Below are 25,106 nucleotides of genomic sequence, written 5' to 3'. Positions count from 1 at the left end.
GATGTCCCTGGCGCGCAGGTTTTTCCGAGGGGAGGCCCGAATTGTGGGCGGGGATGGTTTTTGCTACGGTGCCTTCGCCCCATGGAAACCCTCACCACCCCCTCGTTGCCGCTGCAGCGCTACCGGCTGTTCGAGAGCCACGACATGGACGAGGCACGCGAAAGCGTCGCCCGCGTGTTCTGTCCGCACGGGCTGGTGATGCTCAAGCCGCGCACCGAGTTGGACGCCTGCCACCACAGCGCGCGGCTGCACCGGGACGTGAGCCTCAACTACGTGCAGTACGGGCCCGGCGTGCAGATCGACCCCGGGTACCTGCAGGAATTTTTCTTGCTGCAGATTCCGCTGCGCGGCGGCGCGGAGATCCGCTGCGGCGCGCAGCAGGTGGACGCCACGCCGCTGCTCGCGTCGCTGCCCTCGCCCACCGAACCGCTCTCGATGCGCTGGGCCGACGACAGCCCGCACCTGATCGTGCAGCTCGCGCGCTCCGCGCTGCTCTCGCGGCTCGAATCGCTGCTGCAGGCGCCCGTCGGGCAGGCGCTGGTGTTCGACCTCGGCGTGCCGCTGGACAACCCTGTGCTGGCGCCGCTGGTGCATTTCATCGACTACCTGCGGCTCACGCTCGATGCGGGGAATGCGCTGCAGGCTGGCAGCCCGCTGGCCGAGCATGCCGAGGCTTATTTGATGTCGAGCCTGTTGATGTCGGCGGGGCACAACTACTCGCGCGTGCTCGCTGGCGATGCGCAGCGGCGACTATTGCCGCGCGTGGTGCGCAGGGCCCAGGAATACATGGCCGCGCATGCAGAGGAGCCGCTGTCGCTGGCGGACGTGTGCCGGGAAGTCGGGTGCAGCGCGCGTGCGTTGCAACTTGCGTTTCGCCAGCATGCGGGGCAGGGGCCGATGGAGTTCTTGCGGGAGATGCGGCTGGACAGGGTGCGGGCCGAACTGCGGTCGTCGGCCGGCGTCGCCGGAACCGGCGTGCGCGAGGTGGCGCAGAAGTACGGCTTCCTTCACTTAGGGCACTTCGCGGCGCAGTACCGTGCACGCTTCGGGGAGCGGCCGTCCGAGACGCGGGGACCGCGCGGCGCCTGATGCGCCCGCCCCTGCGCACAGGCGGAGGGGCAGGTCAGCGCCCGGAAATCAGGAGCCCGGCATGTGGGGCGGATGCAGTTCCACCGCCTTGGCCGCCTTCTTGCGCATCCGGATGTTGAGCAGCTCCACGCCCACCGAGAAAGCCATCGCGAAGTACACGTAGCCCTTGGGCACATGATGGTCGAAGCCCTCCGCGACCAGCACGACACCCACGACCACGAGGAAGGCCAGCGCCAGCATCTTGATGGTGGGATGGGCCGACACAAAGCGCCCGATCGGGCCCGCGAACACCATCATCAGCAGCACCGAGACCACCACCGCGGCGATCATGACGCGCACGTCGTCCACCATGCCGACCGCGGTGATGATCGAGTCCAGCGAGAACACGAGATCGATCACGATGATCTGGAGCATGACGGAGGTGAAGGTCGCCTTGGCCACGCTCGCCTTCTGTTCGTGCGCACCCTCCAGGGACTGATGCACCTCGGTCGTGCTCTTCCAGATCAGGAACAGGCCGCCCAGGATCAGGATGAGGTCCCGCCCCGAGATCTCCTGGCTGAACACCGAGAACAGCGGCGCGACCAGCCCCACGATCCAGGCCAGCACCAGCAGCAGCCCGATGCGCATGAACATGGCCATGAACAGCCCTATCCGGCGCGCGAACTCGCGCTTTTCGGGCGGCAGCTTGTCGACCAGGATGGAGATGAAGATGATGTTGTCGATGCCCAGCACGAGCTCGAGCGCCGTCAGGGTGGCAAAGGCAATCCAGACCTGCGGGTCTGTCAGGAGTTCAAGCATCGGGGTTCTTTCAGACGGCCCCACCGGAGGGCGAAGCTGCGCGGATTCTCACCTGCGAGGGCGCATGCGGCAACGAAGAAGGGCCGCAGGTTTTCGGGGTAATTCCATCAATGAACGAAGCGCCCGCCGGTGCCGATCATCGTCATCTCGACGAAGCGCGAGCCGCTGTGGTTGTCGGGAGTGAAGGACACGAAGAATCCGCCCGCGTCCCATTTGTTCATCGTTTCCAGGGCGGCCAGAAGCCTCGCGCGCGTGAGATCGCGGCCCGTGCGGCGCAGCCCTTCGACCAGCGTCTTCGCGGCAAGGAATCCTTCCATCGATCCGAAGCTCATGTGCGGCACGCCGGCCTTCTGCATGGCCAGCGCATATTCGTTCTGCAGCACGGACGCCCGGCCCCATGGAAAGGGAACGACTTCGGAAACCATCACGCCCGCGGCCAGGGTGCCCAGCTCGTCGGCCAGTGCCTTGCCGCCGACGAAGGACACGCTGACGAAGCGCCCGGTGTAGCCGGCCTTCTTCATTTCCTTGATGAGTGCCGCGCTGGACACGTAGGAGCTGATCAGCGCCACGGCATCGGGACGCGCCGCCTGGAGTGCCTTGGCGGCAGCCGCCACCTCGGTGCTGTGCCGCTCGATGGCGGTGGTCGCGACGATCGGAAAGCCGCGCTTGGCCGCTGCCCTGGTCATCGCCTCGAGCCCGGCCTTGCCGTAGGCATCGTTCTGGAATAAGACCGCGACGTTCTTTGCACCGGTGACCGCCAACTGCTCGAGGATGTTTTCCGACTCGTCGAAATAACTGGCCCTGACGTTGAAGACGACGCGATTGAACGGCTGGCGCAGTGCCTCGGCACCGGTCACCGGTGCAAAGAACGGCACCTGCGCAGCCACGGCCAGGGGCAGCGCCGCCAGGGTGGTGGAGGTGCCGACATAGCCGAACAGCGCCACGGCGCGGTCCTGCTCCAGCAGGTCGGCCGTGTTGCTGGCAGTCACCTTCGGGTCGTAGGCGTCGTCCTTGGCGTGCAGCTCGATCTTTCGTCCGTGGACGCCGCCCGCCTCGTTGACCATCTGGAAGTAGACGCGCGCACCCACGTTGAACTCCGTGCCCAGCTGCGCAGAAGGGCCGCTGAACGGCGCCGACTGGCCGATCACGATGGTCGCGTCCTCCGCGGCCTTGTCCTTGGCGACGCCCGGCAGGCTGGCAAGCCCCAGCGAGGCGGCGACGCCGGACACCAGGAGGAAACGGCGGGTCCGTGAAGCAGACGGCTTCTCAGGAAAGGGGATACGGCTGGAAGGCATGAGATGGCACTTGGGTTTTCGAAAGGGAATTCAGCCACTGCCTCATTGCGTGTGGGGCAGGGCATGCATGCGGCGCTACCAGCGCGCCCGCAGGCCGGCAGCCCCTTGCAGCGAGGAACGTGCGAGCGCGTTGCCGCCCAGCGCAAGAAAACGGCCCAGCTCGCCATAGGCGCCCGCGACCGGCGAAAGCGGCCAGGTGGAACCACCCGCCAGCGCCACGCTTCGCAGCGTGTTTTTCGATGGCAGGGGGTGCGGTGCTCAGAAGTCCAGTTGCTTGTCCGCGTCCTGCGTCTTGCGGCGAGCCAGCGCGAGGTTGGAGCGCAGCTTGTCCAGCACGACGTAGATGAACACGCCTTCCTTGGAGACCGAGGGGCGGATGATGTGGTACTGCTTCCCAAGGGTGATCAGGATGTCTTCGACGACGTCATTGAGGCCAAGGGCCCGCATCGTCTTGAGCTTGGTGCGCACGACCTCGGTGTTGCCGGCCGCGGCGATTTCCAGGTCCAGGCCCGAGCCCGCGGAGCCCAGGATCATTCCGCTGCCGGAATCGACGATCGCCGCGCACATGGCGCCGTCCAGCGACAGGATTTCTTCGAGGGTTTGCTTGATGGATGCCAATTCGTTCTCCAGTTAAAAATAAAAAAGTCTCAGAAAAAAATCAGGTGTCAGGCATGAAAGGGGGACGCGTCGGCAAGCGTCCTGGCGAGCTGGGCGGTCCGGTACGACACCAGCGCCAGCACAGCCGAGTCGCGGGCGATCACGTTGATGACCAGTTCGACATCGCGCCGGTACACGCTGCAGAAAACCGCGAAGCCCGACTCGGTCTGCACGATCACGCTCTTTTGGCGCCCGAGGCGCGCCTCCTCGGACACCACCTCGCTGATCGCCACGATGGAACTGGCCATGGCCGCCACGCGGGCGGGGTCCACGTCGCCGGTGACCGCGGAGGCCACGCTGAATCCGTCGATGGTGGCGATCACCGCGGCGGTCACGCCGTTCAGCTCGTCGACCAGCTTGCGTGCCTCGCGCTGCGCGAGCGCAGTGGCGGTCTTCGACAGGCCATGTGAAACAGTCATTCGTTCTCCCCTCCCAGATCGGCTTCGAGTTGCATGAGCAGCGTGTCGAGCAACAGGATCACGTCGCTGCTGTTGCGCACGTCCACGCTCAAGATCGGAAACACCCGGCCCGTGCCTGCGATCGCCTGCGCGTAGTCGTCCAGGCTGGGCACCGGATGGGTCTCCATGCGGCCCACGCCGACGGTGCAGGGAATCGTGCGCAGCGCCTCGGAAAAGCCGTTCATGTAGAGGGCCAGGTCGGCCAGCGGATCGGGGCGCGAGTTGTCGATGAGGACGACCAGGCCCAGCGCGTTGCGAACGAGGATCTTCCAGAGAAACGCGAAGCGCTCCTGCCCCGGCGTGCCGAACATGCGAACGCGGTCTCCGTTGTCCAGCGTCAGTTCGCCGAAATCCAGGCCGACGGTGGTGCGCTCCTTGGCGATCGACGTGTCGGAGTTCCGCACGTCGGTCATGACCGGCGGCACATCGCTCACGCTCCCGATCGCCGTGGTCTTGCCGGCGCCCACGGTGCCGGTGAAAAGGATCTTGTATTCCCTCATGGCGTACCCAGCCCCAGGTGCCGGCGGATGCCGCTGATGAGGCTGCGCGCGAACGCGCCGCGCACCGGCGCGGACAACCCCTGGGCGCGCGGCAGGTGGTCCGCATGCAGCCGCGCGCTGGAGGGCACCACGTGCAGCTCCAGCACGCCCGCCGAGCGCAGCGTCTGAAGAAAGGTGACGCAGCGCGACAGCGGGATCTCGCCCAGGTCGGACAGTTCGGTCGCACTCAATGCACGGCGCACCAGCAGGCTGGCCATCCGCACTTTTTCGGGGTCGTTGCGCAGCAGCAGGGCCGAGGGCCAGCGGCGCAGCGTGAAGCGCACCGACTCGGAGACCTCGATCTTCGGCACCATCTGCTCGGGCGTTACCGCTGGCACGGGCGGCACCGCCAGCAGGGTGCGCTCGGTGCTCTTCAACCATTGCTGCAGCCGGTCGGCGCGTATCGGCCGCTCCAGCGTGTGCGCATGGCTGCCGGAGTTCCTGCGCGTGAGCGTGAGCAGCGAGCCGGCCATGCGGGCAAAGCCGGCGCGCTCGGCCGCGGTTGCGCTCTCGTCGACGAGCAATGCGTCGTACGGCGGCGCGGTGACGAAGGTCCACGGAAAGGAAAGGTCGCTCGCGTAGAGCTGCACGATGGTCCGGATCACGGCGGCCTCGGCCGCCGGCAATCCGTACACACCCATTCTCAGAACGGACATGTCTTGCCTCCCGGTTGCATGAGGGTTCGCATCAGTTCACCGCCGGCACTTCGCGCCAGTTCAGGAGGCGCAGCGAGATGCCCTTGGACAGATCGGCTTTCACGGGCACCGGCCTCCCGTCGGTGCCGACGACGATGCGGGTCGACCCGTCCACGCTCACGAATCTGAGGTCGGTGACGGCGCTCGGGAAGCTCTGGTAGGCGGTTCCGGCGGGCAGCAGCACCGAGCCCCCCGTTCCGTAGTTGATGGCATAGACCCGGCTCTGCCCCGAAGGACTGCAGGCGTCGCCGGTGGTCAGCAGGCTGGAGAAAGCCACGATGCCGTTGAAGGCCGCCGGGCTGGAGACAAGACGCCAGCCGACGCCGGTGTCCACACCCAGGTCCAGATACCAGCCCGGTGAAGTGTTCGAGAGGCTGATGCCCTTGAGCACATCGTCCACCTTCGTGAGCTGGCTGCGCGTGATGGGCGCGGTCACTGCATTGAAGCCCCCTGCCGTTCCGTCCACGATGGCGTAGAACGACTGCGGTGCCTTCGAATTCACGTCCGAGGCGTCCAGCAGCTTGCCGGTGCCGAGCAGCACGAAACGCTTGCGCGTGACGGGGTTGATCTCGATCAGCGGCGCGGTGGTGACGGGTTGCGCGTTGCCCGATGCGTCGGTCAGCGTGGCCAGCAAGGTCGGCGCCGGATAGCTGCTGCCCTTGGCGGCGGTGAGATCGAAGCGCCAGAGCTGCCCGTCGAGATCCGCTGCATAGACGGCATCCGCGGTGTTGTCGGCATGGTCGGCCACGTAGGCGGACGCCTGCGCGAGACCGTTGGAGGCGGTGGGCGTTCCCATCTTCTCGAGCAATGCACCGGTCCTCGGATCGACGATGTACAGGTAGCCCTTGCCGTCGCTGTTGTTGTAGCCCGAGGTGAGGATCACGACCCAGCCGTACTTATCCGTCTTCACGGCCATGGGTGCGCCATAGCTGTAGCCCATGGTGGCGTCGGTGAATTCCCATTTCACCTTGCGTGCCACCGCGGTTTCGCTGTCCATGTTTGCCGGGTCGGTCACGTCGATGGCGTAGTAGCTCTTGCCGCCCTTGCCCAGCCCGCCGACCAGCAGGCTGTGCCACTTGGTGCTGTTGCCGTTGCCGTTTCCGTTCCCGTTGCCCTTGGTGGTGGAGGCGCCGCCGGCGTTGTTCAGGTCGATGTCGAACACCAGCGGCGTTGCATCCACGTAGTAGCGGTGGGCGTACTTGGGACTTCCAAGCTGCGCCAGCCCATCGACCTGCGGCGTGCCGTTCGGCCCCTGGAACAAGGCGCTCGGCACGTAGGCGAACTGCTCGGTGCCGGGGTTGGTGCCGTCGAGGGCGCCATTGAATGCATGCAACATGCCGTCGTTGGCACCGACGTAGACCATGGTGGGGCGCGCGGCCCACTTGGTCTTGAAGGCCGTGTAGCCCGGGTTGCTCTTCTCCGAGAAACTGGTCGCGGGCGGCCCGACAGGCATGACCTTCGAATTGACGATGTCGCCCAGCAGCAGGGACCGGCTGCGCAGTGCCCGTGTGCTTTCGGCCGCCGTCGAGGTGCCTTCGTTCTTGCGATCGCCGCGCAGGTAGTTCAGGTAGTCGGTGCTGCTCGTGGTGCTGGCGTAGGCGGGCGCGAGGGCGGCCAGTTGTGCCGACGTCACGCTGCCGGCGCGGAAGGCCACGCCCTTGTTGCCGTCCCATGTCGCGACGCGGCGCGCCGTGTCCCAGCCGCCATTGGCCAACTGGGCTTCGAGCGTGGTGCTGGTGGTCCAGACGGGTGCGGCGGACGGCGTGCCGTCGCTGGCGAAGGTGAGCTTGCTGGCGGTGACCACGCCCGTCCATCCCTTGGAGTCGTACTGCGATGCGTAGGAGGCGCTGCCGGTGGAGGCCGCCTGCGCCGTGGAAAGCGAAAAGGACGTGGTGTAGGCCTTGATCGCGTTGGCGATGTCGGTGAACGCCGCCCTGAGGCCGCTCACCATCTGCCCTGCATTGCCGGCCAGGAAGTAGTTGTCGGGCCGCAAGCGCTTGTTGCCGTTCATGTCGATGCTGTCGCCCGAGGTGTTCCACCATTCCTGCGCGAGCGGCGTGGTGGTGGCCGGGTCGTAGTTCGCGGGCACGCTGAAGCCGCCGTATTTGGTTGCCAGGTAGTACGGGTTCAGGTCTTCGGCCCGCTGGTACTCCATGACGTCCATCCAGTAGGTGGAGATGTTCTGCATGCCGGCCAGATCGGGGCGGATGTCGTTCACGTGCGCGCCGTAGGCCAGGCCGGCGATGTAGTAAGTCGTATCGCTGCCGCCGGTCTTCCACCACGGCGTCGGCGCCTTGAAGCCTTCCATCACCTGCAGGTTCTTCGTCCAGGCATCCGCCTTGTTCAGCGAGTCCGCGGCGACCGTCGCGGGATTGCCTCGCCAGCTCGTCACCGCGCTTCCGCCCACGTTGTAGTCGTAGTGGGTGTGGTCGTCGCCGATGCCCAGAATGAAATTCTTCTGGCACGAATAGGAAATGGGGTCCTTGCCGCTCCAGTCGGTCACTGCGGGAAAACCGTCGAGCTTGGCCTCCCTGCCCTCCACGTTGGCGGCCACCGAGTTGGTCCATTCGGGGACGTTGCCCAGGTTCTCGAAGTACCGCACGGCAGCGTAGTAGAGCTCGCTGACGTTGTCGTACGTCATGTAGTTCTTGGCGGACTGGCCGAACTTGTTGAGGTAGTTCATCACCCCGCTCTGCACGACGCCGCTCGCCGTGGCCGACACCGCGTCGGGGTTGGTGTTCATGATGCCGGTGGCGGCATCCCACTCGCCGCGCGTGTTGGTGACCACCGCGGTGGACAGCGGCTGCGGATACGTCGGGCCGATGAAGCCCATCGGCGCGCGCATCACGCCGCCCTGCTGCGCAATGCCGCCGGCGTTCAGGAACGAGAAGGTGCCGTAGCGGATCTTGTTGGCGTTCTGCTGCAGCAAGCCTTCGGGCTTGTAGTTGGTGCCGTACTTGACGCAGTTGGCCTCCACGCCGCCGGCACCGGCCGAGGTGTCGCAGACCTTGACGCGCACATAGACCTGGTAGATGGCGTCCGTCTTCTTTGCGTCGTTGGCAGCGCCGACATCCTTCAGGTCGCCTCCCGTGCCGTTTGGGTTGCCTGTCCCGGTGAACACCATGGTGTTGCCGCGCGACCAGATGCTCGTATTGAAGTTGCTCCAGTTGCCGAACGGCGTGACCGAGGAAATCGATGCCTTCGGCAGCTTGTGCCCGCCTCCCTGATCGGTGCCGCGCAGCGGGAAATTGGTGATGTTGCCCTGGGCGGAGCCCCACCCCTTCTCCAGGATGGTTTCGCTCGTGGTGTCCACGCTTCGATAGCCGCCCGAGAGCGCCCAGCGGAATGGGTCGATGGTCTGCATCGTGGCCCAGTTCATGAAGTTGCCGCTCCACTGTCCCGAACAACTGTGCTTGTTGGTGCCGGTGGACGCGCCGGCCGGCTGGAAGTAGCTGGCGGATGCAGCGCCGTCCTTCACCGCCGGCGCGACGTAGGTGTACGTGTAGCACTTGCGCGGATCGAAGTAGCCCAGGTACTCCGTGGCATCGGCGTAGTCGTTGAGGTTGGCCACGCTGATCGCGGTGGGGTATTCCACCGACAGCGCCAACGCAAGATTTCCCGGCACGTCGGACGAGGCGAACACGGGCTGGTCCGACAGCTTGGCGGTGGTCGCCAGCGCGGCCGGCGACGACAGGCCCAGGCAGATGGCCGCGATCGCCCCGATGCTGGAGACCACGGTCGATGAACGACAAAAAGCGCTTGTCATGGGGATGCGGTGCTTTCGTGCTCTGGCTTGGTGAACGTCGACTGCGTGAACACCTGCGTGTCGCGCGGGCCGGTGACGCGCAGGCTCAGGCGGTAGATCGTGGCGGTGGGTGGCGTCGGCGGCGGCGTGGGACTGGCCGTGCCGCCGGCCGGGGCGGCGGACGACTGCACGCAGCCGGTGCTGGTGGCCGGGCCGGTGCTGGTGCAGAGGCGGTCGATCACGTAGCGGATGCTGATCTGCGCATCGGCATCCTTGATGTCTTTGTCGACCGTGCCGACCGTCTTGAATGCCTTTTCGTCCAGCAGCGCCAGCGGCACGCCCTGCGGGTTGTTTTCCAGCTTGGTCGCCTTGAAGTTCTGTGCCGGAACATCGTCCGTCGCGTTCACGAGCGCGCCATTGCTGGAAAATTCCGCGAGCACCACGGACACGGCCCGCTCGCCCTGGTTCACCAGGTCGCGCCGGAAAGCCAGGTTGCCGGCGGAGGTCAGCGAGGTGTTCATGGAGCGCACCACCGCCACGCCACCGGCCAGGAGGATCACCAGAACGATGAGGCACAGCAACAGGACGACGCCGCGCTGGCGCACTGCGGCGCGCGTGGAGGGCATGGGAATCTTCATGGCAGCAGCAGCATGTTGCGCAGCGGGATGGTGAATTCGACGACCCGCCAGCGGTAGCGCTGACCGTCTTCGGCGCTCAGCTTCACGATGTGTGCGAGCGAGTTGTTCGATGCGTCCTGCATGTCGCCAAAAAGCGTGAGCTGCTTGGGCGACACGGCATCCTTTTCCTTGTTCGCGCTGCGCATGACGAGCGCGACACGCACGGCGAGGATCTTCTTCAGCGTGTCCGGCGTCTTCATGAGCGTGGCGATGCCGTAGTCCGCGGTGCCGGGGTCCACCCAGCCGTCGAGGATGCCGTCGCCGTTGTTGTCCACGCCATAGATCGCGTGCAGTTCGGCCACCCCGTCGGCGAGCGCCTGCGTGGTGCCCTTGGCGCCCTGCAGCAGGTCGTAGCCCAGGAGCGTGCGGTTGCCGTCCACGCCGAAGAGCTGGAACTGCACGTTGCCGTTGATGGGATTGCCGAGCGGCGTGACATAGGTCTGGGTGCTTGCCGCCAGCGACTCGAGCGTGGTCGACTTGCCGGGCGTGTAGTAGGTACCGCCCAGGCTCAGCACCTTGGCCGAGGTGTCGGTGACCTGCTCGAGCAGGCAGTCCGTCGTGCCCTGCTGGCTGACCAGCACGAGATCGCCGGCGGACACGCCGACGGTGTTGTCCATCGACAGCGTCTTGGAAGAGCCGGGGTCGGTCAATCCGCGCGGAACGCCGCCCGCGACCGCATCGCCGCCCATGACGACCAGCACGTCGGAGCCGGCATCGGACTGGCTCTTGCCGATGAGCACCGGGGCCACGCGCAAGTCGGACGGCTTGCCGCCCAGGAAGGCCTTGAAGGGCGCCGGAAACGCGCCCGCGGCGGGGAGCACGGAAGCCACGTTGAGCTTGCAGCCGAACACGCCCCGGTCGGTCGGCTGAAAGGACTGGACGAGGCTCGAGCCGGCGCTTCGCAGCGCCCGGTCGAGCACGTAGGCGGCGTAGGCGCCGGCCTGCTCCATGTCGTTGTTCGAGGTGGTGACGCGCTTGTGGGTCTCGCCCACGATCACGATGCTGGTCACCGCCAGCGTCACGATGAGGCCGATGACCATGGACACGAGCAGCTCGATGAGCGTGAGGCCGCGCTGCTTCATGGCAAGGTCACCCGCGTGGTGAGGGTGCTGTCCTGCTCGGTCTTCGCGTCCGCGCGGCCAGGCGCCCGCCAGGTGATCTTGATGTCGGCGGTATTGGGTACGCCGCCCACGGCGGTAACGGTCACGGCGCCGTTGGGGAGGCCTGCGTTGGCAACGTCGTCCAAGCGCTTGCGCCAGATCGAGCCCGCACCGGTGTCCACCGCCACCGACTTGCCGAGCCACATCGCGCTGGCGATGTCGTCCGCCAGCAAGGCCGCGCGGTTGCGGTCCTGTGCGTCCGTCGAAAGGCTGATGGCACGCGCCTGCAAGCCCACCAGGCCCAGGATGCCCAGGGAGAACAGCAGCACGGAGACGAGCACTTCGAGCAAGGCGATGCCCGACTGCTTCGCAGCGGAAGCGTTGCGCAGACTTTTCTTCATGGGCAACCGTCCGGGGAGTCTGCGAGCGAGCGCGCCGGGTCGCACATGCGAACCTGCCCGCCGAGTGCGACGAGCACTCGCAGCGGGCGGTCCGAGCCGGGCGCCTCGATGACATAGGGCGCAGGGGCCTTGCCACTGCAGTTGGCATTGATCACGCCCGTGTCGGTGTTGGGCACCAGCCGTCCCATGGCGTTGAAGCAGATGGCCGCATCCCCGGTGATTCGCACGCCGGAGGCGACGTCGCTCAGCACGCCGGACTGCACGAACACGCTCTCGGCATCCAGGCTCGACTTGGACACGTTGACCGACCAGTTGCTGCCGTTCCTGATGGCGGCCAGGCTCGTGTCGGGCGAGTTGCTGTTGGTGAGCGAAAACACCATCGGCCGGCTGCGGCGCAGCGCCTCGGACTGCGCGAAGCGCAAGCCGTTCTGCAGCGAGTCGCTCACGGTGCGGACCTTGTTGTTGGCGATCCAGGTGCTGAACGAGGGCATGGCCAGCATCGTCAGGATGCCCAGCAGCGTGACGGTCACCATCATCTCGATCAGCGTGAACCCCGATGCCCGACGCGTGCGGCTTTTCATTTCGGGCACGCCTGGCCCCGCTTGGTCACCCAGGCCTTGTCGCACCCCGTCCAGCCCGACGTGCCCGTGATCACGGTGCTCTGGACGCCAAGCTCGTTCACCGTAAAGGTGAATCCCTCCGTGGGACCGGTGCCGACGGCCTTCAGCGTGTAGCCGGTCGCCGTGGGCGCGGGGCAAGACAGCGTGAAGTAGCCGACCACGTTGGTCCGTTTCGTGGTGGGAGTGCACGGCGGAACGAACGGGTCCTTTGCGGCGTAGGTCCGGTTGTCCTGGTAGTAGCGCTCCATGTCCGCGCGCATGGCGGCCAATCCGTTGGTGGCGTCGACCAGTTGGCCGCGCAGCACGTAGTCGCGGTAGCTGGGCAGCGCAATCGACGCGAGGATGGCCACGATGGCCACGGTGATCATCACCTCGATCAGCGTGAAGCCGGCAATGCTCCGGCCCGCGACGACGTCCGCACGTGGCCGCCTCGCCGTCCTCAAGATTTGTATTTGCATTGCTGTTTTCCAACCACAAAAAACCGAACTCTCGTAGGTGTCACGAAGAAACTGATGTGACAATTGTTTGCATCAACGAATGCTTTCGACTAGATCGATGAATGAAATGCAGCCACTCAGTTTTCAAGGCAATGCCGTGGCGGAACGCTATGCACCAGATGTGGGCGCCCAACCCTGCTGGCTCAGTTTTTCCACAGCCATGTCGGCGAACATCGAAACGGCCAGCGGACGCTGCTGGCGACTGGGGTAGACAACGCTCAGACCGCGGCCGGCGCGCGTGTACCCGGGCAGCACCCGCACCAGCCTGCCGGCGGCGATTTCGGGGGCCGTCAGGATCGAGGGCAGCGCGGCAATGCCCAGGCCCGCGCATGCGGCCTGGCGCAGCACCGACTGCGTGTTGCTGTTGAAGCGCCCTTTCACGCGCACGTCCTTCTCCACGCCTTCCGCGTCCTGCAGGCGCCAGATGGCGTTGCCGCTCGCATCGGGCTGCACCACGCACTCGTGCTCGCCGAGGTCCTCCAGGGACATGGGCACGCCATGCGCCGCCAGATAGGCCGGGCTGGCGGTCAGTTCGCCATAGCTCGCGAAGATGCGCCGGGCCACATAGCAGGAGTCCTGCAGCGGGCCGCCGCGGAATGCGATGTCGATGCGATCGGCAATCAGGTCGACCAGCAGATCGCTGAGCACGAAGTCCAGGCGCACCTGGGGATGCTCGGCCAGGAACGTGTCCACCCATTCCATCTGGAAGAAATCGAAGAAGCTGGTCGGCGCGGTCACGCGCACCGTGCCGGACGGCTCCGAGTTGTCCGCCACGTGCAGTTGACCGGCTTCGATGAGCTCCTCGACCGCCGGGCCGCATCGCTCGTGGAAGGACTCGCCTGCGCTCGTCAGCGTGAGCTTGCGGGTCGAGCGCTGCATCAACCGCGTGCCCAGCCGCGCCTCGAGTTGCTGGATGCGCCGGCTCACCGTGGCGGAAGGCACGCTCAAGCGTCGTGCCGCCTCGGCGAAGCTGCCGCTGCGAGCCACCTGCACAAACATCGCCACTTCATTCAGATCGAGCATGGGATTCTTCCTGTTGTTGTTGCCAGGTTCGAGCCGGCTTTTTTTTCGATACGTCTCCAACTTTCCTGAGGGCTTGGGCCGCACCAATCAGGGGCATTCGCGGCGCATCAAAGGGATGCCGGGCGGTTCATTTGAGGTACGTCCCTCACGCAACACGCTGAACGGGAGCTGACATCCCCGGAGGGCTGATGTACTTTGCGAAAAAGCTCGCCGTTCGCAGCAAATTGCCGCAGCATGTCGTCTGTTGCTTGTTATAGAAACATAACGATCATTTGACCTAATCAATTACCGGCAGCTTCATTACGAGCCCTTATCCACATGCGAGCCCTTCCCGATACGACAGCACTGCGCGCACCGCGCGCACTGGACGACCTCTTGCTCTACCGCTTGTGGAACGCCACGCGCTCAAGCAGGGCCATGGCAACGCGCATCGTGGAGGGGGGCTTCGGCATCACGCACCGGGAATGGGGAATGATCGGCATGCTCGCGCAGGTCGGAGAGATCAGGCCCTCGGCGCTCGCCGAGCAGCTGCAGCTCGACCGCGTGCGCACATCGCGGGGCCTGCGAAGCCTTTTCGAGAAGCGCCTGATCGAACGGCGTCAGAACGCCGATGACGGCCGCGAAGTCCACGTGCAATTGAGCGACGCAGGCCAGCAACTCTTCGAAGAATTGTTCCCGCGCATTGCCGGCCTCAACGTCGACCTTCTCGAAGGCCTCGATGCCGAACACCACCATATCCTTCTCCAGTGCCTGTACCAGCTCGAATCGCGCGGCAACGCATTGAATGCACAGCGCGCAGTGCCGGAGAAAGCCGATCGTCGCGCGGGTGGAACGCGCCACCACTGGTCCAAGCAGGTCGACATCTGCCTGATCTAGTCTGCTGCCGCACGAACAGCTGATCGCTGCTTCAAGGCGCAGCTTCCCCGGAGCGGACGACGCAAAAGCTGGATGGCGGCTTCGGCGTTCGGCACTCGGCATCCGTGCCTATTGCGCTGAACTATTGCGCTGAACTATTGCGCTGAACTATTGCGCTGAACTATTGCGCTGAAAACTGAGTGGCTGATTTCCATTTTCATCGCTAGTGGAAAGTACACACTTCTCCAAACAATCGATGCTCACGTTCCTGTGCGACACATGCGAGCCGTCCCTCATGTCCCCTCTTTCCGCGCATCTGCTGCGCGCCACGTTGATTCCCGCTTCTTTCGCACTGACGGCACTGGCTGCATTGCCGGCGCACGCCGCCGTCGACACGATGAGCAAGATCCGCGAAACACGCACGATCGTGCTCGGTGTTCGCGAAGCAGCAGCGCCGTTTTCCTTCGTCAATGCACAGAAGCAATCCGTGGGCTATTCGGTGGACCTGTGCATGAACGCTGTCGAGGAGATCAAGCGCGAGCTCAAGCTTCCGGACATCAAGGTTCAGTACAAGCCCGTGTCCGGACCGGACCGCATTCCCAAGCTGCTTTCCGGTGAGATCGACCTCGAGTGCGGCTCGACCACCAACACGATGGCGCGCCAGGAGAAGGTGGACTTCAGCTACACCTTCTTCGTCGCGGGGATGCGCGTGCTGACGAGCCAGAACCTTCATGTGGACACGGTGAAGGATCTGCAGAAGCAGCCGGTCGCGCTGACCAAGGGCACGACGTCGGAGAAGCTTTTCAGGCAACTCGCCGAGGGTGAACTGCGCGATGCGAAGTTCACCACCTACGACAACAACGTCGAAGCCTTCAAGGCCCTGAAGGAAGGCAAGGTGCGCGCGTTCGCGCAGGACGATTCGCTCCTGCAAGGCCTCGTGTCGAACGACAAGACGATCGATACGCTCAGCTTGAGCAGGCTTGCACTGTCGGTCGAGCCGTACGCCGTGATGGCGCGCAAGGGCGACACCGCATTGCTGGCCGCTGTCGACCGCAGCCTCGCGCAGCTGTATTCGAGTGGCGAGATCAACAAGCTCTACGACAAGTGGTTCAACACCAGCACGCTCACCATCAAGATGGGACGCCTCACACGCGACAGCTTTGTTCGGCCGAACAAGCAGCCCGGCGTTGCGATGGTGCTCGGCCATTCGATCTGAGCGGGAGTGAGTGGGCGGCAGCAGCCCGATGGCTTCACGGGTCGAGCAGCGGCTGACATTTCACGGCGCGTCGCAAGTGCCATGTGCCGCGAAACGTCAGTTGCAGGACATGCCTTGTCGGCCCGGGCGTTCTTCTTGCACCGTTTCGCTTTAAAGACGCGCGCGATCAATGAGGACGAGAAGCACGGCGCGCATGTTGCGGTCCACACGCATCACACATTCTTCTTCGCAATGAATTCATTCGACAACGAAAACACCGCGTCCCTGGACCGTCGCGTCTTCTGCCTCAGTGCGATCAGCCTTGTCACTCTGGGCGCGACAGCTTGCGGTGGCGGTAGTGGAGGCAGCGGCTTTGCCGGCGGTGGCATCGCTGCGGGACCGGGGGTACCGACTGCGGTCGCGCCGGCTCCTCCCACGGCAGTCGATCCTTCCGGCGATCCGAGCGCTCCCGCGGTGGCTCCGCCCCCTCCTTCACCCCCTCAGGCACGCAAGTTCGTCCACCCCGGCCTTCTTCACACGGAGAGCGATTTCGAGCGCATGCGCCAGAAGGTCCAAGAGCAGGCGCAACCGTGGCTCTCCGGCTGGAATGCATTGACAGGCAACGGCCGCGCGCAGCTCGGTGCGAAGCCGCGTCCGCTGGCCACGGTGATTCGGGGGGACGTCCCGGGCCAGAACTTCGCGCAGTTCTACATCGACGTCGCGCGCGCCTACCAACTCGCGCTGCGCTGGAAGGTCTCGCAGGACACGCGCTATGCCGACCTTGCGGTGGTCTTCCTGAACGAATGGTCCTCCACGCTCAAGGAGGTCACGGGCAATGCGGACCGCTTTCTCGCGGCGGGCATCTACGGCTACGAGTTCGCGAACGCGGCCGAGATCATGCGCACGTACCCAGGCTGGGCGCCGGCCGATTTCGCGCGCTTCCAGACCATGATGCTGGACATCTTCTATCCGCTCAACAACCAGTTCCTCACCATCCACAACGGCACCCAGTACAGCAGCTACTGGGCCAACTGGGACCAATGCAGCATGGCCTCGATCTTGGCCATCGGCGTGCTCTGCGACCGGCCGGACATCTACGACGAGGCGATCAGCTACTACAAGGCTGGCCAGGGCAACGGCGCGGGCCTGCAGGCGGTCTACTACGTGCATCCCGGCTACCTCGGCCAATGGCAGGAAAGCGGGCGCGACCAGGGCCACTGCACGCTGGGCATCGGCCTTGCGGGCGCCTTCTGCGAGATGGCGTGGAACCAGGGCGACGACATCTACGGCTACGAGAACAACCGCTTCCTGGCGGGCGCCGAGTACGTGGCGAAGACCAATCTTCGCGATGGCACCGGCGCCTTCTACACGATGCCCTACTTCACCAACGTCAACAAGCAAGGCAAGCAGGCCGAGCTGTCGACGGGAGCCCAGGGCCATCGGCGAGGCATCTGGGAAAGCGTGCACAACCACTATGCCAATCGCCTGGGCATCGCGACGCCCTACACCGCCCTGCAAGCCATCCAGATGCGCCCCGAGGGAGACGGCGGCAAAGGCGACGAACTGGGCTTCGGCACGCTGACCTTCACGCGCGATCCGCTGCCGACAGCCGGGCGCCCCAGCGGGTTGACCGCGCGCTTGCGCGGCACGCAGGTGGTGCTGTCATGGTGGGGCTGCACCGGTGCGCAGAGCTACTCGGTGCGCCGCGCGGAGCGGGCCGGCGGCCCCTACAGCGTGATCGCATCGGGCATCACCGACACGCTCACGTTCAACGACACCGCGCTCAGCGCGCTCAGCGCGATCGGCGCGACCGGCGCGACCGAGGTCTACCACTACGTGATCGTCGCGGCCACCGCCTCGGGCGACAGCGCGCCGTCCACCGAAGCGCGGGTGTCCGTAGCGCCCGAGCTGCTGCTGCAGTGGAAGCCCGATGGCGGCGCGCGCACGCCCGTCCGCCTGCCGACGGGCCTTGCGAAGAACACCGCCGACTTCACGGTCTCGGTCCGGGTCTTCCTGGACAGCGCCGCGACGTGGGCCCGCGTGTTCGACTTCGGCTCCGGCACGCGCCGCTACATGATGCTCACGGTCCGCAATGGCGGCGGTGTGGTCCGCTACGGGATCTCCACGGTCCACGGCTTCAACGAGGAGGGGATCGACGGCACGTCGGCGCTTGCCACCGGACGCTGGGTGCACGTCGCGGTCACCCTGTCGGGCACGCTCGGGACGCTGTACGTGGACGGCGTCGTCGACGGCACCAATGCACAGATGACGCTCACGCCCGCCGACCTGGGCGAGACGACGCAGAACTGGCTCGGCCATTCGCAGTTTCCCAAAGACCCCGATCTGCAGGGACGCGTGGACGACCTGCGCTTCTACAGCGGCGCACTCGGCGCGACAGAGATTGCCGCACTGGCGAAGGCCTGAGAAGGAAGGTGTGAACGAACCGCCCACGGAATGCAGGCGCTTCGTTCAGGCCCGGTAACGCGGCCACCGGCGGCGCGTGCCGCCCGCGCTGCGACTGGCGCTTTCCGGCACCGCGCCCTTCGCATTCAATTCGGCTGCACGCAGCTCGATCCGGCTCAGGCATTGAAGAAAGATGCTGGCCTGCGCGTCGTCAATGCCGGCCACGAGCTCGGCATCGAGGCGCGCGATGCGCGGAAACAGGTCATCGAAGAGCTGCTGCCCTTGAGGGCTCAGGCGCACATGCACGCCGCGGCCGTCCTCGGCGTCGCGCCGCCGCTCCACCAACCCCTTCTGGGAGAGGCTGCCCAGGCCGCGCGAGGTGCGCACACAGTCCCACTGCAGATGTTCGGCGAAGGCCGAAGGGGTCGCCTCGCCGATCTGCCTGAGCGCGGCGATCAGCTCCCATTCGCGATGCGTGATGCCGAAGCCCTCGTCGGCAATGCGCGTCGCCATGCCGACGACGGCGCGTATGGCGCACGGCAGCCTGAACAGGAAGAGGTCACCCAGGGAACCGGGGGCGGGCGCCCCACCCGCATCGGAGAAAGCTGGCATACGAATCAGAGAGTGGAGGTGCCAGGTCACCGAAATGAGTGCCCGGTGGAAAGCGCCGGATCGCACCGGCTTCCCGATTTGCGCCGCATGGCCCTGGCGGCTCATGCATGCGGGGCCAACGATACGCATCGATGCGGCCGGGATAAACGTCGCGCTGCGCAATTGCCTATCCCGGAATCCGGAACAAAGGGCTGTCGATGGATCGATTGAGTGCCATGCAGGCCTTCGTGGCGGTGGTGGAGGCCGGCAGCTTCGTGGGTGCAGCCGACGCACTGGGAATTTCGAAGACGTCGGTCTCGCGCCTGATCGTCGACCTGGAGTCGCACCTGGGCACGCGGCTCCTGCAAAGAACCACGCGCCGGGTGCGCACGACGGAAGCGGGAGAGCGCTTCTTTGCGCGGGCGAGCCTGCTGTTGTCCGACCTGGAGGAAGCAGAGTCCGAAGTCACATGGCGCACGCTCACGCCGCACGGCGTGCTGCGCGTGAGCGTTCCGCTGTCGTTCGGGCCGCGCTACCTCGCGCCGCTTCTTCCCCTGTATCGAAACCAGTATCCCGACGTCGAACTCGAGGTTTCCTCGACCGATCACCTGGTCGATCTGGTGGACGACGGTTTCGACCTCGCCATCCGTGGGGCCTGGCAGCACGGAGAGACTTATGTGGCACGGCACCTTGCGCCGCTGCGCATCGTGATCTGCGCGTCGCCGGGCTACGTGGCCACGCATGGCGCGCCGCCGACGCCCGATGCATTGGCCGCGCACAACTGCCTGACCAAGATCTCCGGTGCCGTCTCCGAAACATGGACCTTCTCTCGCACCGGCGACACCGTCGCCGTTCCGGTGCGGGGCAGCATGCGCGCGGACAGCGACGACATCCTGCTGACGGCGGCGCTGGCGGGCGAAGGCATCGTCGCAATGCCGACCTTCATGGCCGGCGACGACATTGCGAAGGGCGACCTGGTGCCGCTGCTGCTCGATTGGCAGTACCCGCCGGCGACCCTCATGGCCGTCTATCCGACCCGGCGCTATCTGTCGGCCAAGGTCCGCACCTTCGTGGAGTTCATGCAGAAGGCTTTCGCGGGCGAGCCGGCCTGGGATCGGTGGATGGACATGTTTCCCGAGGCGCGGAAAGACCACGACGCGCCTTGCGCCGCCCTCCCCCCAGGAGACTGAAGGCCCTCAGGCCACTTGCTTCGGACGATAGCCCGCGAGCTCGTGCTTGGCGATCGCGTTGCGGTGCACTTCGTCCGGGCCGTCGGCCATCCGCAGGTGGCGGGCGTAGGCCCAGAAATTCACCAGCAGCGTGTCCTGGCTCAGGCCCATGGCGCCGAAGGCCTGCATCGCATCGTCGATCACCTGGATGCAGTTGTTGGGCGCGATCACCTTGATCATCGCGATCTCCTTGGCCGCCACCTTGTTGCCCACGGTGTCCATGCGCCAGGCCGCGTGCAGCACCATCCAGCGCGTCTGGTCGATCAGCATCCGGCTCTTTGCAATGCGCTCACGCCACACGCCCTGCTCGGCCAGCGGCTTGCCGAAGGCCACGCGCGAGACGACGCGCTCGCACATCATCTCCAGCGCCGCCTCGGCCATGCCGATCATGCGCATGCAATGGTGGATGCGCCCGGGACCGAGGCGCCCCTGCGCGATCTCGAAGCCGCGGCCCTCGCCCAGCAGGATGTTGTCCACCGGCACGCGCACGTTCTCGAACAGCACCTCCGGGTGGCCGAAGGGCGCGTCGTAGTGATTGACCAGCGCCATGTCGCGCAGCACGGTGATGCCGGGCGTGTCGGCGGGCACGATGATCATCGACTGCTGGCGGTGGCGATCGGCGTTGTCGGGGTCGGTCTTGCCCATCAGGATGAAGAGCTTGCAGCGCTCGTTCATCGCGCCGGTGATGTACCACTTGCGGCCGTTGATGACGTACTCGTCGCCCTCGCGCCGGATGCTGCACGAGATGTTCGTGGCGTCCGAAGAGGCCACCGCAGGCTCGGTCATCGCGAACGCGGAACGGATCTGCCCATCGAGCAGCGGCTGCAGCCAGCGCGCCTTTTGCGCGGCCGAGCCGTAGCGCTCGATCACCTCGGTGTTGCCCGTGTCCGGCGCGCTGCAGTTGAAGGCCTCGGCGCTCCAGTAGCGCCGGCCCATGATCTCGCACAGAGGTGCGTATTCGAGGTTCGTGAGCCCGGCGCCGTGCGCGGTCTCGGGCAGGAACAGGTTCCACAGGCCGGCTGCCCGGGCCTTCTCCTTGAGCTCTTCCAGCAGCGGCAGGCCAGTGTAGAAGCCGCCATTCTTCTGCGCGTTCAAGTAGGACTGGTGCGCCTCCTCCGCCTGGCGTTTTTCGTTCGGGTAGATGTGCGCGTCCATGAAGGCGACGAGGCGCGTGCGCAGTTCCTGGACCTTGGGCGTGTAGGCGAATTCCATGCGGATGTCTTCCGGGTTGGGGGTGAGGGGTCGGGGAACGGTTGCGCCATGGTGCCCGGCCCGGGCCCGTCCGTCTGTCTCCTGCATGACGGCGCGCGCCTCGCGCATGCAGGGCATCGACACCCGCGACCTGGTCTTTGAATTCAGCTAAGAGGCCGAGCGGCCATGCCGGATCGCCTCTCAACGCCTCAGGGCTTGGTCGTCCATTGCAATGCGGCCAGCAGGTTGCTGTGGTCGTCGGTCCACGTCGCGACGCCGGTGGCATCGATGGCCTCGCCGCGCTCGCGGACGACCGGGTCCTGCAGGAAGCGACCGTCCTTCGTCAGCAGCACGTACTCCGAGGTGTGCTCCAGCGTCGGATTGCCGGGCGCGGGCTTGAAACCAACGCGCACCGCCTGCATGCCCGCGTCTTCGGCCAGGCGCTTGACCACCGGCGCGAGGGCGAGGTGCCGGTTGCTGATGTGGAAGGCGATCACGCCCGTGGGCAGCAGGTGCCGGCGATAGAGCGCCAACGCCTCGCGCGTCATCAGGTGCATGGGAATCGCATCGCCCGAGAAGGCGTCGACCACGATCACGTCGAAGCGCTGCGATCCGTGCGCGTCGAACTCCTGCTGCATCAGAAGACGCGCATCGCCCTGTGCGATCTCGACCGTCGCGGCCGAGTCAGCGAGGTAGGTGAAGTGCGAGCGCGCCGCCGCCGTCACGCGCGGATTGATCTCGTAGAAGCGGAACGTATCGCCGCTGCGCCCGAAGGCCGCGAGCGTGCCCACGCCCAGGCCGATCACGCCCACGCGCTGCGATGCACCACGGTTCGTGAGCAGCGCGAGCCCCGCTCCCGATTCCGGCCCGTAGTAGGTGCTCGGCAAGCGCCGCTGCACCGCGCCCTGCAACTGCTCGCCGTGCGAGATGACGCCGTGCATCAGCCGGCGCGACGCGGTCGGCGCGCCCGGATTGCCGAACTGCTCCACGCGCAGTGCGCCGTAGAAGTTGCGCACGCGCAGCATCGTGCGGTTGTCGGCTTCGCGCACGCTGGCGATCGAGAGCCAGGCCACGGCCGCCGACACCAGCACACCCGCCAGCCCCGCGCCCGCCGCCCATGAACGCGCACGCCATGCGGTGTAGAGCACCGCGAAACAGGCCAGCGCGGCGATCGAGGCGTAAAAGATATTCGTCGACACCGCGACCGTGTCCATGCGCAGGAACGCGGCGAAACCCACCACCACGGCGAGCGCGAACCCGAACCACACCCACTGCTGGCGCCCGCGCACCAGCCACAGCAGGATCAACCCCGGTGCTGCCAGGCTCGCCGGCAGCTCCCAGTACCCGTTGAAGAAATGCGGCGCGACCACGCCCGCGAAGATGCCGCCCATCGCGCCGCCGAGCGAGAGCAAAAGGTAGAAGCGCGTGAGCCGCGCGGGGCCGGGCCGCGCCCGCGCGAGTTCGCCGTTCGAGAACATGCAGATCGCGAAGAGCCCGGCGCAGAAGAGCACGATGGCCGTGGGAATCGGCAGCGAGCGCTGCGGCGTGTTGAGGTACCAGCCCATCACCGGCGCCAGGACCAGCACCGCAGGCCAGAAGAGCCAGCGCCGATACCAGAAGTCGCTGTCGAAGCAGAGCACGAAGCTCAGCAGGTAGAGCGCGAGCGGCACGATCCACAGCATCGGCACCGAGGCGATGTCCTGCGTGATGAAGGCCGACACCGCGAGCAGCGCGACCGTGCCGAGGGCGGAGAGCATGAGCCACAGGACCTGGTCCGTCCATGAAAGCGGCGATGCCGGCACCGCGGGAGGTGCGTCGATGGCGGCCGCCACCGGCAACGGCTGCGCCCTCGCCACCGCGAGCACCGACACGATCGCCAGCACCGCGAACAGCCCGAAGCCCGCGGACCACGCGATGGCCTGCACACGCAGCGCGAACACCGGCTCCAGCACGAAGGGATAAACCACGAGAGCGAACAGCGCCGCGAGGTTCGACAGCGCGAAGAGCCTGTACACCCGCGCCTGCCGCGGCGCATCGCCGGCATGCAGCCGCGCGACCCAGCTCTGCACCAGCGGACCGGTGGTGCACACCGCGAGGTACGGCAACCCGATGGTGGCCGCCAGCACCTCGAGCACGCCTGTCGCCGGATCGCCCTGGCCGGTCGGCTTCCATGCCGCATCGGGGATCACCGGCAGCATCGCGCAGGCCGCGAGCAAGAGCAGCGCATGCACGATGGCCTGCGTGCGCAGCGGCCGGTGCGAAAGAAGGTCGGCATAGAAATAGCCCAGGAGCAGCACGACCTGGAAGAACACCAGGCACAGCGTCCACACCGCGGCCGAACCGCCGAACCACGGCAGGATCTGCCGCGCGATCAGCGGCTGCACCAGGAACAGCAGGAACGCCGAGACGAAGATCGTCGACGCGCAGAGGGCAAGCGCGCCGGAGCCTTCTCCCGCCCATCTCGTCTCTGTCATCAAGACCCTGCCTGGTTCGGGTTGGGCACCTTGTCCAATTGCTCCTTGACCGCGTCGCCCCAGAGCGCCGGACAGAAGGAATTGCCGTCACCCACCTTGTCGGCCAGCGCGTCGACGCCGCGCGCCAGCAACTGCGTGGCCCACTCGGTGCTGCTGTTGCGCACGAAGGCGTAGACGTTGGTCATCAGGTCACCGGGCGCTTCCAGCACGTTGTTGCCGACGTTGGCGCTCCACGCCGGGTCCCACTGCGACTCGATGCTGCGGTCGCCCGTCGGACCGAACGAATAGAACGGGTGCCAGTACATCGGCGACTCCATGCCCACCACGCCCTCGGCCACCAGCGGGATCTTGCCGTTGGCGATGTAGTAGGCGTCGAGCTGGTTGAGACGGAAGTCGGTGCCCGGTGCCGCCGCACCGTCGGTGGACAACAGCCGATACCAGGCCTCGCCCACGTATTTGTAGCCTTCCAGCGCCAGGAGGATGATCTTGTTGGCCACCGGAATGCCCAGCCGGTAGCCGTAGTGCACCCGCAGGTGCAGCACGCTCGATTCGCCCAGCGTCTTGTTCGAGGTGGTGCCACGAAGCTCGGCGTCGGGCGGCAGCGGGTCGTTGATGCCCGCGGCGCTGCCCATGGCCTTGGCCTTGTATTCGTAGGGCAGGGGCTTCCGGTAGCGCATGGTGTCGTTGGGGATCTGCAGGATCCAGCGGTTCTCGCCGAAGTTCTCGATGAAGGCCCAGTCGATGAAGGTGGTCTGCGTGGGGTTCAGGTATTCGATGCAGGCCGAATCGATCAGGTCCTTGTTGGTGGCGACCCAGCCCTTGAACATGCCGCCGACGCTCGGGTTGGCCACGTTCAGCGGCATCATTCCCTTGACCAGCCCCTGCCACACGCTGCCGCGGGTGAGCGCGTTGGTGGTGAGCTCCAGCGCCGCACTGTTGAGCTTGCCCAGCCCAGGCGCCGCGCCGCCGATGCGAAAGACGAAAGGCAGCGGCATGCCGTTGTTGAGCGAACCCGCGCGGGCCGCCTCGTGCGCCGCATATTCGAGCGTGAGCCGCGCGCGGTAGATGAGGCCGAACTGCACCACGCACATCACGAACAGGATCAGCACCGGCAGCGCGATCACAGTCTCGGTCATCGAAATGCCGCGCTGATTTCGCCGATGCCCGTGCCGCACGGAGCAGCGCGATGAATGAAGGGTGCGATGCATGTCGTTCTCCCGGGGCCGCCTACCAACCCGACAACTTGAGGCCCGGCATCAGCGCCAGGTGGCGTGCCTGGCCGGCGTTCAGCTCGAGCACCCTGGCCGCGCCGGGGCACCAGGCCATGCGCATCGGCTTCAGGCGCTCGACGATGCGAACGATCTGGCCGCTGCGGTCCAGGAAGACGACGTCGATCGGATAGCGCATGCCCACCGTGTGCACCGAGCTGCATCGCGCGATGAGCAAGCCTTCGCTCGCGGCCAGCCGCGGCCGCCCGAGCAGCCCGCGCGTGCGGTCCCAGCCGCGCTCGGCCACGCGCACGGGACCGAAGGGCTGGGCCTGGGGAGAGCGGAGGGAGACGATGCGCATGGTGG

At 66.1% G+C, this 25,106-nt stretch carries 23 protein-coding genes; 5 read left to right on the top strand and 18 right to left on the bottom strand.

The genetic code is table 11. The features are described 5' to 3' along the window. The first annotated feature begins 81 nt into the window (after nucleotides 1-81). Entirely contained in the window at nucleotides 82-1,089 is a 1,008-nt protein-coding gene (locus QFZ83_RS02725) for an AraC family transcriptional regulator (protein ID WP_306881656.1), read from the top strand. Nucleotides 1,090-1,137: 48 nt separating this feature from the next. Here QFZ83_RS02725 and QFZ83_RS02720 read toward each other — a convergent pair whose 3' ends face one another. From QFZ83_RS02720 to QFZ83_RS02660, 13 genes are all read right to left on the bottom strand, one after another. After that, nucleotides 1,138-1,887 carry a TerC family protein gene (locus tag QFZ83_RS02720; protein WP_307502346.1) on the bottom strand — a complete coding sequence of 250 codons (750 nt, stop codon included), beginning with the start codon at nucleotides 1,885-1,887 and terminating at the stop codon, nucleotides 1,138-1,140. 107 nt (nucleotides 1,888-1,994) lie between these two features. Then, entirely contained in the window at nucleotides 1,995-3,116 is a 1,122-nt protein-coding gene (locus tag QFZ83_RS02715) for an ABC transporter substrate-binding protein (protein ID WP_307502341.1), read from the bottom strand. 324 nt (nucleotides 3,117-3,440) lie between these two features. Beyond that, nucleotides 3,441-3,800 (bottom strand): hypothetical protein, encoded by a 360-nt coding sequence (locus QFZ83_RS02710; RefSeq protein WP_013543276.1) that lies wholly within the window; start codon nucleotides 3,798-3,800, stop codon nucleotides 3,441-3,443. Between the two features lie 47 nt (nucleotides 3,801-3,847). Then, nucleotides 3,848-4,258: a roadblock/LC7 domain-containing protein gene (locus tag QFZ83_RS02705; RefSeq protein ID WP_013543277.1), complete on the bottom strand. Its 411-nt coding sequence runs from the start codon at nucleotides 4,256-4,258 to the stop codon at nucleotides 3,848-3,850. Beyond that, the gene (locus tag QFZ83_RS02700; protein WP_013543278.1) at nucleotides 4,255-4,797 is read right to left on the bottom strand and encodes an ATP/GTP-binding protein; all 543 of its coding nucleotides are present in this window, start codon (nucleotides 4,795-4,797) and stop codon (nucleotides 4,255-4,257) included. Before QFZ83_RS02700 ends, QFZ83_RS02705 begins: the two co-directional genes overlap by 4 nt. After that, nucleotides 4,794-5,492 carry a hypothetical protein gene (locus tag QFZ83_RS02695; RefSeq protein WP_307502339.1) on the bottom strand — a complete coding sequence of 233 codons (699 nt, stop codon included), beginning with the start codon at nucleotides 5,490-5,492 and terminating at the stop codon, nucleotides 4,794-4,796. The genes QFZ83_RS02700 and QFZ83_RS02695 overlap by 4 nt, the downstream gene beginning before the upstream one ends. 31 nt (nucleotides 5,493-5,523) lie before the next feature. After that, the gene (locus tag QFZ83_RS02690; RefSeq protein WP_307502336.1) at nucleotides 5,524-9,297 is read right to left on the bottom strand and encodes a pilus assembly protein; all 3,774 of its coding nucleotides are present in this window, start codon (nucleotides 9,295-9,297) and stop codon (nucleotides 5,524-5,526) included. Beyond that, nucleotides 9,294-9,914 (bottom strand): hypothetical protein, encoded by a 621-nt coding sequence (locus QFZ83_RS02685; protein WP_307502334.1) that lies wholly within the window; start codon nucleotides 9,912-9,914, stop codon nucleotides 9,294-9,296. Before QFZ83_RS02685 ends, QFZ83_RS02690 begins: the two co-directional genes overlap by 4 nt. Further along, the gene (locus tag QFZ83_RS02680; RefSeq protein ID WP_307502332.1) at nucleotides 9,911-11,035 is read right to left on the bottom strand and encodes a PilW family protein; all 1,125 of its coding nucleotides are present in this window, start codon (nucleotides 11,033-11,035) and stop codon (nucleotides 9,911-9,913) included. The genes QFZ83_RS02685 and QFZ83_RS02680 overlap by 4 nt, the downstream gene beginning before the upstream one ends. Beyond that, on the bottom strand, nucleotides 11,032-11,454 hold the full coding sequence (locus QFZ83_RS02675) for a fimbrial assembly protein (protein ID WP_307502330.1): 423 nt from the start codon (nucleotides 11,452-11,454) through the stop codon (nucleotides 11,032-11,034). The genes QFZ83_RS02680 and QFZ83_RS02675 overlap by 4 nt, the downstream gene beginning before the upstream one ends. Next, nucleotides 11,451-12,035 (bottom strand): GspH/FimT family pseudopilin, encoded by a 585-nt coding sequence (locus tag QFZ83_RS02670; RefSeq protein WP_307502325.1) that lies wholly within the window; start codon nucleotides 12,033-12,035, stop codon nucleotides 11,451-11,453. Before QFZ83_RS02670 ends, QFZ83_RS02675 begins: the two co-directional genes overlap by 4 nt. Next, nucleotides 12,032-12,532, bottom strand: a complete 501-nt coding sequence (locus tag QFZ83_RS02665) for a type IV pilin protein (protein WP_307502322.1) — start codon at nucleotides 12,530-12,532, stop codon at nucleotides 12,032-12,034. The genes QFZ83_RS02670 and QFZ83_RS02665 overlap by 4 nt, the downstream gene beginning before the upstream one ends. A 147-nt stretch (nucleotides 12,533-12,679) precedes the next feature. Beyond that, the gene (locus tag QFZ83_RS02660; RefSeq protein ID WP_013543286.1) at nucleotides 12,680-13,594 is read right to left on the bottom strand and encodes a LysR family transcriptional regulator; all 915 of its coding nucleotides are present in this window, start codon (nucleotides 13,592-13,594) and stop codon (nucleotides 12,680-12,682) included. A 318-nt stretch (nucleotides 13,595-13,912) separates the two neighbouring features. Between QFZ83_RS02660 and QFZ83_RS02655 the strand changes: the two genes are divergently transcribed. From QFZ83_RS02655 to QFZ83_RS02645, 3 genes are all read left to right on the top strand, one after another. Continuing rightward, on the top strand, nucleotides 13,913-14,470 hold the full coding sequence (locus QFZ83_RS02655; protein ID WP_307502320.1) for a MarR family winged helix-turn-helix transcriptional regulator: 558 nt from the start codon (nucleotides 13,913-13,915) through the stop codon (nucleotides 14,468-14,470). Nucleotides 14,471-14,744: 274 nt separating this feature from the next. After that, on the top strand, nucleotides 14,745-15,665 hold the full coding sequence (locus QFZ83_RS02650; RefSeq protein ID WP_307502315.1) for an amino acid ABC transporter substrate-binding protein: 921 nt from the start codon (nucleotides 14,745-14,747) through the stop codon (nucleotides 15,663-15,665). A gap of 231 nt (nucleotides 15,666-15,896) precedes the next feature. After that, on the top strand, nucleotides 15,897-18,068 hold the full coding sequence (locus QFZ83_RS02645) for a LamG-like jellyroll fold domain-containing protein (protein ID WP_373457489.1): 2,172 nt from the start codon (nucleotides 15,897-15,899) through the stop codon (nucleotides 18,066-18,068). Nucleotides 18,069-18,113: 45 nt separating this feature from the next. Here QFZ83_RS02645 and QFZ83_RS02640 read toward each other — a convergent pair whose 3' ends face one another. Then, nucleotides 18,114-18,764 carry a MarR family winged helix-turn-helix transcriptional regulator gene (locus tag QFZ83_RS02640; protein ID WP_307502309.1) on the bottom strand — a complete coding sequence of 217 codons (651 nt, stop codon included), beginning with the start codon at nucleotides 18,762-18,764 and terminating at the stop codon, nucleotides 18,114-18,116. 92 nt (nucleotides 18,765-18,856) lie between these two features. On the opposite strand from QFZ83_RS02640, the gene QFZ83_RS02635 reads away from it, so the two are divergent. Beyond that, the gene (locus tag QFZ83_RS02635; protein WP_307502307.1) at nucleotides 18,857-19,828 is read left to right on the top strand and encodes a LysR family transcriptional regulator; all 972 of its coding nucleotides are present in this window, start codon (nucleotides 18,857-18,859) and stop codon (nucleotides 19,826-19,828) included. 6 nt (nucleotides 19,829-19,834) lie between these two features. Here QFZ83_RS02635 and QFZ83_RS02630 read toward each other — a convergent pair whose 3' ends face one another. The 4 genes from QFZ83_RS02630 to QFZ83_RS02615 form a co-directional block, all read right to left on the bottom strand. Beyond that, on the bottom strand, nucleotides 19,835-21,079 hold the full coding sequence (locus QFZ83_RS02630) for an acyl-CoA dehydrogenase family protein (RefSeq protein ID WP_307502304.1): 1,245 nt from the start codon (nucleotides 21,077-21,079) through the stop codon (nucleotides 19,835-19,837). 188 nt (nucleotides 21,080-21,267) lie between these two features. Further along, nucleotides 21,268-23,532: a fused MFS/spermidine synthase gene (locus tag QFZ83_RS02625; protein ID WP_307502301.1), complete on the bottom strand. Its 2,265-nt coding sequence runs from the start codon at nucleotides 23,530-23,532 to the stop codon at nucleotides 21,268-21,270. Then, nucleotides 23,532-24,668 (bottom strand): TadE family protein, encoded by a 1,137-nt coding sequence (locus QFZ83_RS02620; RefSeq protein WP_307502297.1) that lies wholly within the window; start codon nucleotides 24,666-24,668, stop codon nucleotides 23,532-23,534. The genes QFZ83_RS02625 and QFZ83_RS02620 overlap by 1 nt, the downstream gene beginning before the upstream one ends. A gap of 91 nt (nucleotides 24,669-24,759) precedes the next feature. Then, the gene (locus tag QFZ83_RS02615; RefSeq protein ID WP_013543295.1) at nucleotides 24,760-25,101 is read right to left on the bottom strand and encodes a DUF192 domain-containing protein; all 342 of its coding nucleotides are present in this window, start codon (nucleotides 25,099-25,101) and stop codon (nucleotides 24,760-24,762) included. Nucleotides 25,102-25,106: the final 5 nt, after the last annotated feature.

Origin of the sequence: Variovorax sp. W1I1 (genome assembly GCF_030815625.1) — a bacterium.
In the GTDB taxonomy this organism is placed as follows: Bacteria; Pseudomonadota; Gammaproteobacteria; order Burkholderiales; family Burkholderiaceae_C; genus Variovorax; species Variovorax paradoxus_C.
Note: the sequence above shows the minus strand (reverse complement) of the source record. Positions and strands in the feature narration are given on the sequence as shown.

Bases quoted from the DNA above. Each gene is read 5' to 3' on its own strand.
- QFZ83_RS02635 (WP_307502307.1), top strand. From the start codon at position 18,857: ATGGATCGATTGAGTGCCATGCAGGCCTTCGTGGCGGTGGTGGAGGCC.
- QFZ83_RS02700 (WP_013543278.1), bottom strand. From the start codon at position 4,797: ATGAGGGAATACAAGATCCTTTTCACCGGCACCGTGGGCGCCGGCAAG.
- QFZ83_RS02690 (WP_307502336.1), bottom strand. From the start codon at position 9,297: ATGACAAGCGCTTTTTGTCGTTCATCGACCGTGGTCTCCAGCATCGGG.
- QFZ83_RS02695 (WP_307502339.1), bottom strand. From the start codon at position 5,492: ATGTCCGTTCTGAGAATGGGTGTGTACGGATTGCCGGCGGCCGAGGCC.
- QFZ83_RS02615 (WP_013543295.1), bottom strand. From the start codon at position 25,101: ATGCGCATCGTCTCCCTCCGCTCTCCCCAGGCCCAGCCCTTCGGTCCC.
- QFZ83_RS02620 (WP_307502297.1), bottom strand. From the start codon at position 24,668: ATGACCGAGACTGTGATCGCGCTGCCGGTGCTGATCCTGTTCGTGATG.
- QFZ83_RS02670 (WP_307502325.1), bottom strand. From the start codon at position 12,035: ATGAAAAGCCGCACGCGTCGGGCATCGGGGTTCACGCTGATCGAGATG.
- QFZ83_RS02720 (WP_307502346.1), bottom strand. From the start codon at position 1,887: ATGCTTGAACTCCTGACAGACCCGCAGGTCTGGATTGCCTTTGCCACC.
- QFZ83_RS02680 (WP_307502332.1), bottom strand. From the start codon at position 11,035: ATGAAGCAGCGCGGCCTCACGCTCATCGAGCTGCTCGTGTCCATGGTC.
- QFZ83_RS02630 (WP_307502304.1), bottom strand. From the start codon at position 21,079: ATGGAATTCGCCTACACGCCCAAGGTCCAGGAACTGCGCACGCGCCTC.
- QFZ83_RS02625 (WP_307502301.1), bottom strand. From the start codon at position 23,532: ATGACAGAGACGAGATGGGCGGGAGAAGGCTCCGGCGCGCTTGCCCTC.
- QFZ83_RS02640 (WP_307502309.1), bottom strand. From the start codon at position 18,764: ATGAGCCGCCAGGGCCATGCGGCGCAAATCGGGAAGCCGGTGCGATCC.
- QFZ83_RS02675 (WP_307502330.1), bottom strand. From the start codon at position 11,454: ATGAAGAAAAGTCTGCGCAACGCTTCCGCTGCGAAGCAGTCGGGCATC.
- QFZ83_RS02660 (WP_013543286.1), bottom strand. From the start codon at position 13,594: ATGCTCGATCTGAATGAAGTGGCGATGTTTGTGCAGGTGGCTCGCAGC.
- QFZ83_RS02655 (WP_307502320.1), top strand. From the start codon at position 13,913: ATGCGAGCCCTTCCCGATACGACAGCACTGCGCGCACCGCGCGCACTG.
- QFZ83_RS02665 (WP_307502322.1), bottom strand. From the start codon at position 12,532: ATGCAAATACAAATCTTGAGGACGGCGAGGCGGCCACGTGCGGACGTC.
- QFZ83_RS02725 (WP_306881656.1), top strand. From the start codon at position 82: ATGGAAACCCTCACCACCCCCTCGTTGCCGCTGCAGCGCTACCGGCTG.
- QFZ83_RS02650 (WP_307502315.1), top strand. From the start codon at position 14,745: ATGTCCCCTCTTTCCGCGCATCTGCTGCGCGCCACGTTGATTCCCGCT.
- QFZ83_RS02645 (WP_373457489.1), top strand. From the start codon at position 15,897: ATGAATTCATTCGACAACGAAAACACCGCGTCCCTGGACCGTCGCGTC.
- QFZ83_RS02705 (WP_013543277.1), bottom strand. From the start codon at position 4,258: ATGACTGTTTCACATGGCCTGTCGAAGACCGCCACTGCGCTCGCGCAG.
- QFZ83_RS02685 (WP_307502334.1), bottom strand. From the start codon at position 9,914: ATGAAGATTCCCATGCCCTCCACGCGCGCCGCAGTGCGCCAGCGCGGC.